This is a genomic window from Victivallis sp. Marseille-Q1083, assembly GCF_903645315.1.
In the GTDB taxonomy this organism is placed as follows: domain Bacteria; phylum Verrucomicrobiota; class Lentisphaeria; order Victivallales; family Victivallaceae; genus UMGS1518.
The window spans coordinates 3,356,346-3,370,883 of the sequence record NZ_CAHJXL010000001.1 but is presented as its reverse complement, the minus strand read 5'-3'; the positions used below and the strand labels follow the sequence as shown (position 1 = coordinate 3,370,883).

Annotated in this window: 11 protein-coding genes; 4 read left to right on the top strand and 7 right to left on the bottom strand. The window is 58.7% G+C overall.

Annotated elements, in window-relative coordinates; translation table 11 throughout:
• Positions 1 to 14: 14 nt before the first annotated feature.
• The 4 genes from HWX74_RS13895 to HWX74_RS13880 form a co-directional block, all read right to left on the bottom strand.
• Complete coding sequence (locus HWX74_RS13895; RefSeq protein ID WP_176014105.1) at positions 15 to 3,029, bottom strand: hypothetical protein; 3,015 nt, start codon at positions 3,027 to 3,029, stop codon at positions 15 to 17.
• 47 nt (positions 3,030 to 3,076) lie between these two features.
• Complete coding sequence (locus HWX74_RS20535) at positions 3,077 to 3,727, bottom strand: type II secretion system protein (protein ID WP_176014104.1); 651 nt, start codon at positions 3,725 to 3,727, stop codon at positions 3,077 to 3,079.
• 75 nt (positions 3,728 to 3,802) lie between these two features.
• Complete coding sequence (locus tag HWX74_RS13885; protein ID WP_176014103.1) at positions 3,803 to 4,861, bottom strand: GntR family transcriptional regulator; 1,059 nt, start codon at positions 4,859 to 4,861, stop codon at positions 3,803 to 3,805.
• A gap of 285 nt (positions 4,862 to 5,146) precedes the next feature.
• The gene (locus tag HWX74_RS13880) at positions 5,147 to 6,496 is read right to left on the bottom strand and encodes an alpha-glucosidase/alpha-galactosidase (protein WP_176014102.1); all 1,350 of its coding nucleotides are present in this window, start codon (positions 6,494 to 6,496) and stop codon (positions 5,147 to 5,149) included.
• A gap of 318 nt (positions 6,497 to 6,814) precedes the next feature.
• Between HWX74_RS13880 and typA the strand changes: the two genes are divergently transcribed.
• The 4 genes from typA (at position 6,815) to HWX74_RS13860 (ending at position 11,224) form a co-directional block, all read left to right on the top strand.
• Positions 6,815 to 8,635 (top strand): translational GTPase TypA, encoded by a 1,821-nt coding sequence (gene typA / locus HWX74_RS13875; protein WP_176014101.1) that lies wholly within the window; start codon positions 6,815 to 6,817, stop codon positions 8,633 to 8,635.
• Between the two features lie 155 nt (positions 8,636 to 8,790).
• Complete coding sequence (locus HWX74_RS13870) at positions 8,791 to 9,702, top strand: DUF2156 domain-containing protein (RefSeq protein ID WP_176014100.1); 912 nt, start codon at positions 8,791 to 8,793, stop codon at positions 9,700 to 9,702.
• Positions 9,703 to 9,719: 17 nt separating this feature from the next.
• On the top strand, positions 9,720 to 10,091 hold the full coding sequence (gene folB / locus HWX74_RS13865) for a dihydroneopterin aldolase (RefSeq protein ID WP_176014099.1): 372 nt from the start codon (positions 9,720 to 9,722) through the stop codon (positions 10,089 to 10,091).
• Positions 10,092 to 10,102: 11 nt separating this feature from the next.
• On the top strand, positions 10,103 to 11,224 hold the full coding sequence (locus tag HWX74_RS13860; RefSeq protein ID WP_176014098.1) for an Ldh family oxidoreductase: 1,122 nt from the start codon (positions 10,103 to 10,105) through the stop codon (positions 11,222 to 11,224).
• Between the two features lie 83 nt (positions 11,225 to 11,307).
• Here the strand turns inward: HWX74_RS13860 and HWX74_RS13855 are convergent, their stop codons facing one another.
• Genes HWX74_RS13855 through guaA form a run of 3 tightly spaced genes read right to left on the bottom strand, consistent with a single transcriptional unit; the run spans position 11,308 to position 14,382 of the window.
• Positions 11,308 to 12,261 carry a hypothetical protein gene (locus HWX74_RS13855; protein WP_176014097.1) on the bottom strand — a complete coding sequence of 318 codons (954 nt, stop codon included), beginning with the start codon at positions 12,259 to 12,261 and terminating at the stop codon, positions 11,308 to 11,310.
• Positions 12,258 to 12,830 carry an RsmD family RNA methyltransferase gene (locus tag HWX74_RS13850; RefSeq protein WP_217704962.1) on the bottom strand — a complete coding sequence of 191 codons (573 nt, stop codon included), beginning with the start codon at positions 12,828 to 12,830 and terminating at the stop codon, positions 12,258 to 12,260. The genes HWX74_RS13855 and HWX74_RS13850 overlap by 4 nt, the downstream gene beginning before the upstream one ends.
• 1 nt (position 12,831) lies before the next feature.
• Positions 12,832 to 14,382, bottom strand: coding sequence for a glutamine-hydrolyzing GMP synthase (gene guaA / locus HWX74_RS13845; protein ID WP_176014096.1), 1,551 nt, complete (start codon positions 14,380 to 14,382; stop codon positions 12,832 to 12,834).
• Positions 14,383 to 14,538 lie beyond the last annotated feature (156 nt).

Sequence of the window (14,538 nt, the reverse complement as noted above, 5' to 3'; positions counted from 1 at the left end):
ACGTCCTCCTCCGTTCACCATGCTGCCGGCAGAATCCGGCAACTTTCTTCTGACACCGCTGACGACGACGAATCATCCAGGAAAAGCTCCAGTTGGTATTTCCCGGCCGGCAAACCGGTGGTTGCGATGTAGAGCCGCTGCTTTTCCGGCCGAGTCAGTCGCAACGGCGTCACCGGAAATTCCCGGCCGTTCCCATCCAGCAGCCGGGCCCGGACGACAAAATTTTCCTCGGCATTGCCCAACGCAAACTCCGCGTCGCAATAAATCCGGTCACCGGAGATCGCCACCGGCGACACCGCCAGCACTTTCACCCTCGCCTCCGGCGGCGTCACCTCCCACGGCTGCTGTCGCCACACCGTGCCATCCGCTCCGGAAATCGTCAATTGCCACGTCCCCGCATCAGCGGCCGACACCGGAAAGATCAACTCGAATTCACCGCCGGCACCGCTCTCGGTCCGGTAAATCGCGCCGGACGGGCTCCGCAGAACAACCGCCGCGTCCGCCTCCTTCACTTCCCCGCTCAACCGGTTCCGGCCATACCGGCCGTTTCCCCAGCTCAACCGTTTGATTTCAGGCGACGGATCGACAAACGTCAACCGCCCCCCGCCGATACCGAAATTGCGGACCACCTGGCTCCAGGTGGTATATTGACCGCTCCGGTGCAATTCACGTCCCAGATTTAATTTCCAGCCCGTTCCGACCGCCGGCATGCCGTCCAGTTGCAGTGCAGCATAGGGGATGAAAACTTCCTGCCGATAGCCGATGCCGTCATCATTCGGCACGGTCGCCACTTCGATGCCGCTGCCGGGAACCGGTTGCGACTCGTCCTGCAGCAGCAGTACCTGGCCGGCAGTGTTGAAAATCACCTGCCAGACGCCGGAACCGTCCGGCGGCTGCAGAAAAATATCGAAGCAGTCGTCTTCCCACATCGCTACATCGTCATGCCGGCGGTTCCGGGACAGTGTCGAAAACGCCGGGTCCTCCGCTTCGAAATAAAAATAGATCCCCCGGCAGTCATGGGTTACCGCCACCCGGTACGGCGACGGCCGGTAGCGGGCATACTCCTCCTCCGATGCCGCCTGCGAACGATAACGCGCCTCCTGCTCCTTCGTCCAGTGAAACACGGCAGCGACCGCTTCCGGTTTCCGGTAGGCGGCTTCCGTCGCCAGCCCGTCCAACCGCATTCCGGTCGATTCGCAGCTTTCCAGCCAGGGCCCTTCCACGGCGTCGAATTTGACGGGATTTGTCAGCAATTCGGCGGAAACCAGCGCTGGAGCCGGGGCCGCTGCCGGCAGCAGCGGTATTTTCAACCGGCCGGCACGGCTCAATGCCAGCAGGGTTTGCCAGCGCCGGGCTTCCAAATCGCTATCCTTGAGGTCATGGTAATACTTTTGCGCCCGGTCTTGCAACAAATCCAGTTGAACGACCGCATTGATCTGCGCCAGTTCGGCGGCATACCCGCCGCCCAGGTCCGCCAGTTCGCGCAACAGCGCCAGATCACGCAACCCCAGCGCAGCACGTTCATAGTTGACCGAGGTCAGCACCTTGCCGTCGCCGGCAGCAATGCTGTTGAACCAGACGCCATAGCTTCCGCCGTCCCAGTTGTCGGCCCACTGATGGCAGCCGGTCGCGCCGATGCGCTGCAGGTAATGGCCCCAGGCGGAGCGCAGGAAACCACGGTTGAAGGTCCAGATCGCCGCCGATTCTTGTTTCGCGTCGTCAATGGCCGGCTGATCCCAGGCGTTGTAAGCGCGGTAACGACTGTGATCGCGCTTGCCCCGGTCCAGACGGTCGTTCATATGGCCGATATTGTTATCGATGGTAATACAATGCTCCGGGCCGACCGCATTCCGCAACAGCGGCATGAAAAAGTCGTAGCCGGCCACTTTGAACGGCTGATTGCCGATCTCCTCTTCCGGATAAAAGATCATCCGGGGCCAACCGGCTTCCCGGCCGTGCGCCATCACTTTTTTCATAATCGCAGTGAACAATTCGGCTTCCAACGGCCCGTACGGCTGGCCGGAACTCAGACAGCTCAACGCTTCGTCGCTACGGATTCCCAATGTTCCGCGGCGGGGAATTTCGCCTTGATGACTACTCTGAATCTGCAGCGCCGCCGCATGCGCCCAATATTCGAACAGCAGGGTATCGCCGATGACGGCCTGACCGGTCAAACCGGCCTGAGCAGGTGCAGCAATCAATTGATCCATCTCAGCGAAATCGATTTGAATTTCACCATCGACCAGCGCGATCTGCGGATACCAGCCGGAATAGGTCGGACTGGTAAAACCCCGGGTTTTCCAGAACCGGAAATAATCGACGATCCGTTCCGGAGTCCACCACTCCGGCGCGTAATTCCGGCAATATCCCTTGCTCGGCCGGTAAAAATGGCCGGGAATCCACATCCCCCATTCACCGGCCGGCGGCCGGTAGTTTTTTTCCAGCACCCGCAGTTTCACCGGCAAAATTTGTTCACCACCGGCGGCCGTACGCAACGTTACCGTACCGGAGTAGAGTCCCGGCGCGGTTCCGGCCGGCGTATAAATGGTCAACCAGTAGTAAACGGTGATATCCGCCGGCCAATCCCGCGCTCCACCCTTCATCAGCAGATTGCTGTCCTGCCGCGGACCGTTTTCCAATTGAAAATAAAGATTTTTGACGACGCGAACATCCCAATTTTCCCGACCGATTCGATCGCCGGCAGCATTGACCAGGTCCGAACCTTCCACCGTCAGCGCCTCCAGCGGCCGCAAACACCTCACCGCCAGCGGTTGAGCCCGGTACTCTTCCAGCAGGCTGATGAAATGGAATTCCCGGCGCGGATTGGTCTCCCGCCAGATCCAATGCGGCGACGGCGTTTCCTCGGTATCCACCAGGGCGGCGGCAAAGCCGTTGGCCGATTCTTCCGGGACGGGCTGCCACAAGGTCGGTTCCGGCCGGCCCGGCAGCACGCCCGTATTGGCCAATTCACAATCGTCCGCCAGAATTCGATAGTACTCCGGAACCGTTTCGCCAGCGGCAACCGCCATCCAACCCGCCAACACTATAATCCAAGCAAGATTGTACATGTAATACCTCAGAATACCGGCCAGACCGGATCGTTGTCGTCCCAGCGCATATCCGGCAGCAATCCGACAGTCGGAGCGACATGACCATCGAAATACAACATGACCATCGAGCGGGGGTGCCGATATTCGAAATAAGCTACCGCGCCGTTGTCGGACGAATAGCCAATATCAAAGCACGGATTCGCGCCGTCACCTTCGGCAAATGAAATTTTACCGGACGGGCTTTTTACCGCACTGGCTTTCTGCAGCCTGCTGGCCGGTGACCAGAGCTGATTCACATGACCGTGACTGTTGGGCAGATAGCTATGCCCGAGATAGCACGACTCTTTTGCAGTGAAACTCGGACAGACCAGAACCGTTTTTTCCAGCCGCTCATCCCTGCTCCACAAGCCATCCGGCGCCGAACAATATTCCGCCACGAGCGCAAACCAGTAAAGCCCGTCGGCATTCACCGTCGGCACAAGACAATCGTCATTCTCATCGGCATACAGGTGATTCGCCAGGCCGATTTGTTTGAAATTGCTGATGCATCGCGTCTTCATGGCCGCCGCCTTGGCCCGGCTCAAAGCCGGCAGCAGCATCGAAGCTAAAATAGCTATAATAGCAATAACAATCAGCAATTCAATAAGTGTGAATGATGATTTTCGCAGCGTCGACATTTTTCTTTTCCTTTCCAGTTTGAAAACAATTCATCTAGCGAACAAAATAACGGAATTCAGACAATTCCGTTCCGTTTACAACGTCTCACGGGCCATGAATCGAGGCGGAAATACTTTCTGCACCGTATCGATCGCGCCCTGCCGGGAATCGGCAATATATTCGAAGGCCGCCTGCAACTGGGCCTTATGATCGAAAACGATGGTGCTGACCGATAAATCCCGGCCATTGAAATCATCCAGCGCCACCAGTCCGATGCGCCGGTCCGGCCTTCCATAGCGCCGCAGCAACCGGCTGGCCTGGTTGAGCAGCACCGGCGGCTGGCTACAGATGCAACTGTCGGCCGGCAAGGCCAGAAGTTCGGCCAGAAAGGGCGGTTCGACAGTGCGGTTTCCGGCCAGAAAGGCGTCCACTTCCGCCTGGTTCCAGGTCCGCGCCTGGTCCAGATCGGGCAACAGCTCCACGCCGAGCGCCGCCGCCATCTCCCGAATCCCCTGCTGATTGAGGCGACGGTCCGGACTGTCCCCTTCCCGCCAGTAGACGATGCGCCGGTAGCCGGCGCGGGCCGCTTCCGCGACCGCCAGCCGGCCGGCGGCCTGATAATCGACGCAAAAACAGGCTTCCTGGGTCATATCGTCCTGGTAGGGCATCAGGTGGGCGATTTTCATGCCTTCCAGCCGCATCGATGCGAAGAGATGACGGTTGGTCGGCGGCAGCGGCGTCGCCAACAGCACCACGCCGGTAAAGTGTTCCCGGCGCGCCTGCAGAACGAAACGCCGTTCCATCGCCGGATCCTGCAGATGCTTGTCGGCGTTGTAGCCGGCCAGAAACCAGCCGTCATCCAGCCAGTCGTTCTTGATCTCCTCCAATTCCTGCTTGAAGCAGCCGTTCAGATAGGTGATGCCGATGATCCTGTTCTGCCGGAAATTCGGTTTCAACTGCGCATCGGCCCAGAAAGTCCCTTTGCCGCGGCAGGAACGGATCAATCCCTCTTCATCCAGCGTCCGGAGCGCCTGCTGCACCACCGTCAGCGAACAATTGTAATGTCGGGCCAGCGACCGGAACGACGGCAATTGCCCTTTCAGCCCCCAGCGGCCGGCTTTCAAATCCTTCTGAATCTTGCAATAAAGCTCCATTTACAATTGTTTCCATGCTGTATTAAATGTATTATAAGTGTATTATAGTAAATTTTTCCGCAAAAGTCAACCCCTCCGCGGCATTTTTCGTCTTTTTATTTGAAAAAACTCAAAGACGGCTCGCCCCGAACCGCCATACGGCAGCACACCGAAACGGCCGGAAAACAGCAAAGCCCCCTGCGTTACTCCAACGCTTGGGGCTTTGCCGTCAGGACAAATGCCGGAATTCCGGCGTTTCCCGGTGAACCGTTTCGCTCCGGTCCCGCCGGAGCGATGGTTTTCTTATCAATGATATTTCGGCAGCAGATTGCCGTGCGCCTCGATCAACTCATCGCACATCGTGACGATTTCATCGATCGACAGCTCGCTGGAGGTATGCGGATCCAGCAATGCGGCCTGGTAGATATGCTCCTTCTTCAACGTCAGCGCCGCTTCGATCGTCAGCAGGTGAACATTGATATGGGTCATGTTCAGCGCGGCGCACTGCGGCGGCAGAGCGCCGACGAAACAGCCCTGGACGCCGTTGCCGTCGACCAGGCACGGCACCTCGACCACCGCGTTGTCCGGCAGATTGGTGATCAGGCCGCGATTCAACACGTTGCCGCCGATTTTATACGGCGTATTGGTGGTGACGGCGTTCATGATCCCGGAACCGTATTCCAGCGATTTTTCATGGCTCAAATGCGGATTTTCACAAATCTCCCGGTACCGGCTCTTCCAGTCCTCGATCTGTCTGATGCAGCGGCGCGGATACTCGTCCAGCGGAATGTTGTATTCATCGATCAACTCCGGATAATTGCGCTTGATCCAGTACGGCATGTATTCGGCGCTGTGTTCGCTCGATTCGGTGACATAATAACCGAAGCGCCGCATGATTTCCAGCCGGACCATGTTGGTGCTCTTGTCCGCCTTCCCGTCGGCCCGGCGCCAGACATCCAGCTTCTCCGCGGCCAGCGCTTTGATCTCCGGATAAAGATCCCTGCCGTGCTCCCGGATATCCAGCAGCCAGCCCATGTGGTTGATGCCGGCCACCCAGTCGCTCAAGCCCGCCCGGCGTTCATCGGTCAGCAAACCGAGCGTTTCCAGCAAACTGGCGGAAACGCACTGCACCGAATGACACAGGCCGACGGTACGGATGGCGGAACCGCGCAGCATCGCGCCGGTCAGAATCGACATCGGGTTGGTGTAATTCAAAAACCAGGCGTCCGGACAGACCGCTTCCATGTCGCGGGCGAAATCCAGCATCACCGGGATGGTGCGCAGGCCACGGAAAATACCGCCGATGCCGAGCGTGTCGGCAATGGTCTGGCGCAAATTGTATTTCTTCGGAATCTCGAAATCGATGACCGTCGAAGGTTCATAACCGCCAACCTGGATGGCATTGACGACGAAGTCGGCGCCGCGCAGCGCCTCCTTGCGGTTCTCCACCCCGAGGTGAGCGGTGATCGTCGAACGGTTGTCGTTGATATTGGCATTCAAAGTCTGAAGCATTTTTTCGGACTCTTTCAGCCGCTGGCCGTCGATATCGTACAACGCGATGTGCGCATGCCGCAGCGCTTCGTAACACATCGTGTCGCCAAGCACATTCTTGGCGAAAACCGTGCTGCCCGCTCCCATGAAAGTAATTTTCGTCATCTGGTAGATCCCTGCCATTTGGTTATTAGGATTGAAAAATTCGATCGTCCCGACAATATAATCTGGATAAACCGCTTTGACAATATGATTTATGTGCTAAAAATAGTATTTTTGAGCTGGCCGCCGGCCGCACCGGCCACGGCTGCAAAGTGGACAAAATTCTCAATCCTGGTCAAAATTCCCATAAAAACCGCGTTCAAACATTGCTTTTCCGGACAAATCGGGTATATTAAACGGAATAAAAAAAATGCGGACCTCAGTCGGACAGTCGGCCGGGTTCGGAAAACAACCCATTCTTTAGCGAAACTGAGATTCACCATGCATGAAATTAGGAACATAGCGATTATCGCCCACGTCGACCACGGCAAAACCACTCTGGTGGACGAAATCCTCAAGCAGGCCAAAATTTTCCGCGACAATCAGGAAGTGGCCGAATGTTTCCTCGACAACAATGATCTCGAACGCGAACGCGGCATCACCATCCTGGCCAAAAATGTCAGCATCGAATACAAGAACGTCAAGATCAATATCCTCGACACCCCCGGCCACAGCGACTTCGGCGGCCAGGTCGAACGGGTGCTCAAACTGGCCGACGGCGTGCTGCTGCTGGTCGATTCGGCCGAAGGACCGATGCCGCAGACCCGCTTCGTGCTCGACAAGGCGCTGCAGCTCAACCTGCATCCGATCGTCGTCATCAACAAGATCGACAAACCGGACGCCCGGCCGAACGTCGTGCACGACAAGGTATTCGACCTCTTCTGCGAACTGGATGCCTCCGACGAACAGTTGGAATTTCCGGTACTGTACGCCAGCGGCCGCGACGGCTGGGCGGTACGCAATCTCGACGATCCGCGCACCTCGATCTTCCCGCTGATGGATGCCATCCTGGAACACATTCCGGCGCCGAAAAAACTCGAAGGCCCGGTCCAGTTGCAGGTGGCGACGCTGGATTACTCCGAATTCGTCGGCCGCATCGGCATCGGCCGGGTTTACCGCGGCCGGCTGGACACCCGCAAGGCCTTGACCCTGATCAAGCGCGACGGCAGCCGCAGTCCGGCCCACATCAAGCAGTTGTTCACCTTCGAAGGCGTCGGCCGCCGGGAAACCGACATCGTCGAATGCGGCGATCTCTGCGCCATCGTCGGCATCGAAGGCATCGATATCAGCGATACGATCGCCGATGCGGAATATCCGGAGCAGATGCCGCCGATCGCCATCGACGAGCCGACCATTTCAATGCTGTTCCGGGTCAACGATTCGCCGCTGTACGGCAAGGAAGGCAAATATGTCAGCAGCCGCCATCTGCGCGAACGGCTGTTCCGCGAAATGGAAAAAGACGTGGCGCTGCGGGTCGAGGACGTCAACGGCGAGGCGTTCAAAGTCAGCGGCCGCGGCGTGCTGCATCTGGCGATTCTGATCGAGACGATGCGCCGGGAAGGCTATGAGCTTTCGGTGGCCAAGCCGCAGGTGATCTGCAAAGTGATCGACGGCGTGCGGTCCGAACCGCTCGAAGTGCTGACCGTCGACGTGCCGGATGAATTCGCCGGCAAGATCATCGAGCTGGTCGGACTGCGCAAAGGCGAAATGCTCCATATGGAAGCGCGCGGCAACCGCCAACTGCTGGAATTCAACATCCCGACCCGCGGCCTGATCGGTTTCCGGAGCAAGGCATTGACCGCCAGCGCCGGCGAAGCGATCGTTTCACACCGTTTTCTGAAATACGCGCCGTTCCGCGGCGAAATTCCGCAACGCTCGGTCGGCACGCTGGTCAGCATGGGTTCGGGCCGGGCGGAAGCCTTCGCCATCGACGCGTTGCAGCAGCGCGGATTTTTCTTCATCACCCCGACGACCGAAACCTACGAAGGAATGATTGTCGGTGAACACTGCAAAGAAGGCGACCTGAACGTCAACGTCCAGAAAGCCAAACAGTTGACCAATATGCGCGCCTCCGGTTCCGACCGCAACCTGAAGATCGCCCCGGCCCGCAAAATGAGCCTGGAACAGGCGCTGGAATACATTGAGGACGATGAACTGGTCGAAGTGACGCCGCTGAACATCCGGCTGCGGAAATTCTATCTGACCGATCTGGAGCGGCGGCGGATGAAAAGCAGGAAACTGGGCGGCGAAACCGAAGCGTGACGCCTCTGCCGGCGGCATGAGGACCGCCGCAGTTCACATATTTTGGCCGTCCGGCGTGAAAACGTCGGACGGCCGCTTTGTTATTGGCCGCTTCCGGTGTTATATTAAAAACAGTTTTTGAGGAGTAAATACAGATTGGAAGCGAATCGAAAAAAATGAACGAAAATATTTCAAAAGCCGTGGCCGGTTTGCGGCCCATCGAACTGGCCGACGCCGCGTTGTTCCGCGCAGCTTTGCGACGACAGCCGCGCGTCAGTTGCGAATGCAGTTTCACCAACCTCTTCCTGTGGGGAGAAGTCTACGACAGTTGTTTCTTTGAATACGAGGGACGGCTGTTCGTCTACAGCAAACTGGAGCAGGTCCTGCAGTTTCCGTTCGGCCCTTTCCTGCCGCCGGAAAAATTACTCGAAATCGCCGGCATCCTCCAGGAAACCGGCCATACCCTGCACGGTTACTACGATGTGCCGGACGACTATCTGCTGCAGTTTCCCGAAGTCGCCGTGCTGTTCAAAGTGACTGGTTCGGAAGATTACGCCGATTATCTCTACTCGGTCCGGCACCTGACCGAATTGACCGGCAGCCGGCTGCGGAAAAAACGCAACCTGATCAAACAATTCCATGAAGAATACCCCGTTCACCGTATCGAACCGATCACCACGGCCAATCTTGAACTGGTGCGATGTCTCGCCGGGCAATTGAACGGCGAACAGGAGCAATCGCGTTTTATCGAGGAAGAAAATCTGGCACTGGAAAGGACCTGGCTATTTTTCGACCGCCCGGAATTGCAACTGGAAGGCATTCTGCTGTTTGCCGGCGATGCCCCGGTCGGCTTCTCGCTTTACAGCCCGCTGGGCGACGGCGTCTTCGACGTCCATTTCGAAAAAGCCGATCACCACCACAAGGGAGCCGGACAGGTCGTCACCCAGCAGATGGCGGCGACGCTGAACGGCCGGGCCGCGCTGATCAACCGCGAACAGGACCTGGGCGATCCCGGTTTGCGTCAGGCCAAGCATTCGCTGGACCCGCTGCTGCTCTACCGGCGTTCCGAGCTGGTGATGCACAGTTAAGGAAAGGCGGTTGACCGATGGATAAAATCATTTTACGCGACCTGCGGGTGGTGACGACGATCGGCACGCTGCCGGCCGAACGCCGGCAGCAGCGGGAGCTGCTGCTCAACCTCGAACTGGAACTCGACCTGAACGAAGCCGGCACCGGCGATGACCTGGCCCGGACAGTCAATTATCAGATGCTGGAACGGCAGATTCTGCAACTCGGGGCCGACAGCCGTTTTCGGCTGATCGAGCGTTTCGCCGCGGCAACGGCCGAACTCTGTCTAAGCCATGCGCCGGTCATGGCGGTCGAAGTGACCGTCGACAAACCAGGAGCGCTTGCCCATACCCGCAGCGTGGCGGTCAAATTGCGCCGGGAACGGAACAATCAATCAACCCTGTCATAAGGAGGAAGCCGATGGACGCCGAAAAAATTTACCGGATCGACTTTGAGACGCTGGAGCGTTTCATGCGTGAAGTTTTCGAAAAGAGCGGCGTCCCGGCCGCCGATGCGGCGATCTGCGCCGACGTATTGATCACGGCGGACAAGCTGGGCATCGATTCGCACGGCATCGGCCGCCTCAAACCGATCTATTACGACCGGATCAAAGCCGGCATACAGCAGCCGGTCACCCGGTTTGAAATCGTCCGCGAAAGCCCGACCACCGCGGTCATCGACGGCCACGACGGCATGGGCCAGGTCATCGCCAGACAGGCGATGCAGTTGGCGATCGACAAAGCAAAACAGTACGGCATGGGGATGACGGCGGTGCGCAATTCGACCCATTACGGCATCGCCGGCTATTACGCATTGATGGCGGCCGAACACGGCATGATCGGCATGACCGGCACCAACGCCCGGCCGTCGATCGCCCCGACTTTCGGCGTCGAAAACATGCTCGGCACCAACCCGTTGACCTTCGGCATGCCGACCGATGAACCGTTTCCGTTCCTGCTCGACTGCGCCACCAGCATTTCGCAGCGCGGCAAGATCGAAGTGTACGCCCGCGCCGGCAGGGAACTGCCGCCCGGCTGGGTGATCGGCGAGGACGGCCGAACCCGCACCGATACCGAACAGATCCTGATCGACCTGGTCAAGGGCAAAGCGGCGTTGACGCCGCTCGGCGGCATCGGCGAGGAACACGGCGGCTACAAGGGTTACGGTTACGCGACGGTGGTCGAAATCCTGTCGGCGGCGCTGCAGCAGGGCAGTTTCCTCAAGGGGTTGCTCGGGTTCAACGCCGACGGCAGCAAACGGCCTTATCACCTGGGACACTTCTTCCTGGCAATCAACATCGAATGCTTCACCGGCCTGGACAGTTTCAAAAAGACCGCCGGCGATATTCTGCGCGAATTGCGCGCCTCGCGCCGGGCGCCCGGCCAGCCGCACATCTACACCGCCGGAGAAAAGGAGTACCTGAATTATCAACGGCGCTTGAAAGAAGGCGTCCCGGTCAATCCGGCCTTGCAGAAGAACATCCGCGCCCTGGTCGACGAACTGGATTTGAAAGGCTACGATTTCGAGTTTCTACAAGAATAGAGCCGAATTCAAAACGATTGGTTCCGGGGCGGTGCCGGTCGGAGAAGAGCAGCCGACGGTATCCATTGTTCTATAAAAAAAACTTACAGAGGGCGCTGCCGGCGGTAAACCAGATCCGGCGGCTCCCAAGCGGCGATCATGCCCGTTTCGCTCCGGCCATCCAACCGGCCGAACAATTCGTCCGCCAGCAACTTTTCAATCCTCTCCGGCGCAGTTTTTTCCGGTCCGGCCAATTGCGCCGGAACCGGCAGCCGGCGCAGCATGTCCTTGATCAGCAGCACCCGGCGTTCTCCGTCCGAACTCCACGCGGAAAACTTCGGATACCCCTCCAGCAATTGCCGCAGACGGCGCGGCAGTTCGCGCCGCAGCGCCACCCGGGCGTCCGCCAGCTCCTGCCGCAGCAGCGAAGCCGACAGTCCCAGTTGCGCCCCCCAGTCCAGCAGTTGTTCCAACGGCTGTGCCGCCCGCAATTCCAACAGGAAATGTCCCAGTTGACGCCGCCGCACCCCTTCCCGGCCGCCCAGGCCAACCCGGTAAACATCGACCAGAGTGAATTGCCGGTCATCCGGCCGATACAGGACATTGCCGAGATGAAAATCGGGATGATTGACGCCGCAGTGCCGGTAACGGCCCAGAAAATCCAGCAGCGCCGCATAAAATTCCGGCGCTTTTTCGGCACCGTAGACCAGTTCGCGGTAAAAATAGGAGTGAACATCTTCGCCGTCCGGCCAGCGGCGGGAAACGACCGCATTAAGACCGCCGCGCTGTCCCCAGCCGAGATATTCAACCACCGGCATACCGGCAGCGACCAGCCGACGCGCCGCGCCGTATTCCGCCGCCGCCTTCGGCCGCCAGCCGGCGCCCAGCCGGCGCAGGCGACCGGCCGGAAATTCGATCTTGACGTAGCAATCGCCGGTCAGGTAAACCCGCCGCACCGGATTGCGCTTGATGCAATTGGCTTCGGACAGCACGAACCCGGCCGCCTCGGCCGGACCGATGGCGCCATGCCAGCGCCAATTCTCCAGCGCTATCGTCATGAGACCTGGAAGCGGCCGACCAGAAAGTCGGTGCCGCCGAATTTACGAACGGTTGCCGTCACGGCCGGCCGGCCGAGGAACGGTCCGACCGCCCCCGGCACATCAGGAATTTCCCAGACCAGTTTCGCCCCGGCAGCCCACTGGACGAAACGCCGGTTGCCCAACAAAGTCTCAAATAATTCAATTGATCGGTCGTAAGGCGGGTCGCTGAAAATCAAATCGGCACCGGAAGACTGAAACTGAAAAGCCGCCGCCGCGACATCGCCGCAGACGACCCGGCATTCCGTTTCGACGCCACTTTTCCGCAACGCGGCAACATTGCGCTCGATCGCGGCACAATGCCGCCGTTCCTTCTCGACCATCACCACCAGCGCCGCCCCCCGGCTGGCCGCTTCCAGCCCGAGCGCGCCGCTGCCGGCGCACAGATCGAACACCGTCAAGCCGGTCAGATCACCGAGGCTGTTGAACAGCGCTTCGCGGGCCCGACCGGCCGTCGGCCGCACCGCCAACCCAGCCGGCACTTCCAGCACCAGGCTCCGTCCAACCCCGCCGATGATCCGCATCGCCATCTTATTCCCATTCGATCGTGCCCGGCGGCTTCGAGGTGATGTCGTAGACCACCCGGTTGACGCCGCGCACTTCGTTGATGATCCGGTTGGAAATCGTTTCCAGCAATTCGTACGGCAATTTCACCCAGTCGGCGGTCATGCCGTCGCAGCTTTCGACCGCCCGCAATGCAATCACATAATCGTAGGTCCGTTCGTCGCCCATCACCCCGACGGTACGCAACGGCAGGAATACCGCGAAGGTCTGCCAGATTTTGAAATACAAACCGGCCTTTTTGATTTCATCGACGACGATCTCGTCGGCATCGCGCAGAATATCCAGCGTTTCGGTCGAAACCGCCCCGAGATGGCGCACCGCCAGACCGGGCCCCGGGAACGGCTGCCGCATGACGACATCCTCCGGCAGACCGAGCTGCCGGCCGACCTCCCGCACTTCATCCTTGAACAGGCGGCTCAACGGCTCCAGCAATTTGAATTTCATCTCTTTCGGCAAACCGCCGACATTGTGATGGCTTTTGATCATCGCCGCCGGATTGCCGTCGATCGGCACACTCTCGATGACGTCCGGATAAGTGGTGCCCTGCGCCAGGAAAACGGCATCCTCGATCGCCGACGACGCTTCGTCGAACACCTGAACGAATTCATGACCGATGATTTTACGTTTGCGTTCCGGCTCGGCGACGTCCTTGAGTTTGGTCATGAACCGTTCGGTCGCGTCGACGTAAACCAGCTTCATCCGAAAATTGCGGCCGAACAAATCCTGAACCCGCTGCGCTTCGTTTTTGCGCAACAGGCCGTTGTTGACGAAAATACAGGTCAACTGCCCGCCGATCGCTTTGTTGATCAACGCCGCCGCCACCGAGGAATCGACGCCGCCGGACAACCCCAGAATCACCCGGTTCCGGCCGACCGTCTCCCGGATTTCACTGACCGATTGCTCGATAAAACCCGCCATCGTCCAATTGCCGGCACAGCCGCAGATATCATGGCAGAAATTGCAGATAATCCGTTTGCCCTGCGGCGTGTGAACCACCTCCGGGTGGAACTGAATGCCGAAAATATTGCGATCCTCGACGGTAACCGCGCAATATTCGCAGTTGTCGGTCGTCGCCAGCACCTTGAATTTGCCCGGCGGCGGCGCGGTCACTTTGTCGCCGTGCGACATCCACACCTGGATTTCGCCGGACAGGCCGTTGAACAGCGATCCGGAATCGGCGATCTTCAGCATCGCTTTGCCGTATTCGCGCGCCTTGCCGGGCGCCACCCGGCCGCCGAGGGTCATGATCAGCAGTTGCAGTCCGTAACAGATACCGAGCACCGGAATGCCGAGTTCAAAAATTTTCGGATCGCACTTCGGCGCGTTTTCCTGATAAACGCTGGCCGGTCCGCCGCTTAAAATAATGCCCTTCGGATTTTCCGCCAGAATCCGTTCCGCCGACGCGTGGAACGGCAGAATCTTGCTGTAGACGCTGCATTCGCGAATGCGCCGGGCAATGAGCTGGCTGTATTGCGAACCGAAGTCCAGTACGACAATTGTCTCAACAGTTTGCGACATCGCTTTCCCAATTCTGTTAGAGGTTGGTTTCATTCAAAATCATTCGTTATTACTATACTCCCGGAAATCGCTTTTTAAAGCACGCCCCCCGCGAAAACAAAAATCTTTTCCCCGCCCGGCCGGATTGGCAAAATCCGCAATCGGACGGTATAGTAA